The sequence below is a fragment of the Kluyvera genomosp. 3 genome, from assembly GCF_011765685.1.
GTDB lineage: Bacteria > Pseudomonadota > Gammaproteobacteria > Enterobacterales > Enterobacteriaceae > Kluyvera > Kluyvera georgiana_A.
The window spans coordinates 552197-552996 of the sequence record NZ_CP050321.1; the positions used below are offsets into that span (position 1 = coordinate 552197).

Consider the following 800-nt stretch of genomic DNA (forward strand, 5'->3'; position numbering starts at 1 on the left):
ATTCATGACTGGGGTGAAGTCGTAACAAGGTAACCGTAGGGGAACCTGCGGTTGGATCACCTCCTTACCTTAAAGAAACGTTCTTTGAAGTGCTCACACAGATTGTCTGATGAAAAGTAAATAGCAAGGCGTCTTGCGATTGAGACTTCAGTGTCCCCTTCGTCTAGAGGCCCAGGACACCGCCCTTTCACGGCGGTAACAGGGGTTCGAATCCCCTAGGGGACGCCACTTGCTGGTTTGTGTGAGTGAAAGTCGCCGACCTTAATATCTCAAAACTCATCTTCGGGTGACGTTTGAGATATTTGCTCTTTAAAAATCTGGATCAAGCTGAAAATTGAAACGACACACTGTGTCTGTTCTCCGTAATAAGAACAGATAAATGGTGTGTTCGAGTCTCTCAAATTTTCGCAAGTCGATGATGAATCGAAAGAAACATCTTCGGGTTGTGAGGTTAAGCGACTAAGCGTACACGGTGGATGCCCTGGCAGTCAGAGGCGATGAAGGACGTGCTAATCTGCGATAAGCGTCGGTAAGGTGATATGAACCGTTATAACCGGCGATTTCCGAATGGGGAAACCCAGTGTGTTTCGACACACTATCGTTAACTGAATACATAGGTTAACGAAGCGAACCGGGGGAACTGAAACATCTAAGTACCCCGAGGAAAAGAAATCAACCGAGATTCCCCCAGTAGCGGCGAATTCATGACTGGGGTGAAGTCGTAACAAGGTAACCGTAGGGGAACCTGCGGTTGGATCACCTCCTTACCTTAAAGAAGCGTTCTTTGAAGTGCTCACACA

The 800-nt window shown here is 47.4% G+C and carries 1 tRNA gene and 1 rRNA gene (1 of these 2 cut by a window edge); both read left to right on the top strand.

From position 1 onward, the window contains the following. Positions 1 to 152: 152 nt before the first annotated feature. Positions 153 to 228 (top strand) — tRNA-Glu (locus GY169_RS02660). A gap of 221 nt (positions 229 to 449) precedes the next feature. Next, positions 450 to 800 (top strand): 23S ribosomal RNA (locus tag GY169_RS23295); it runs 4093 nt beyond the window's last position.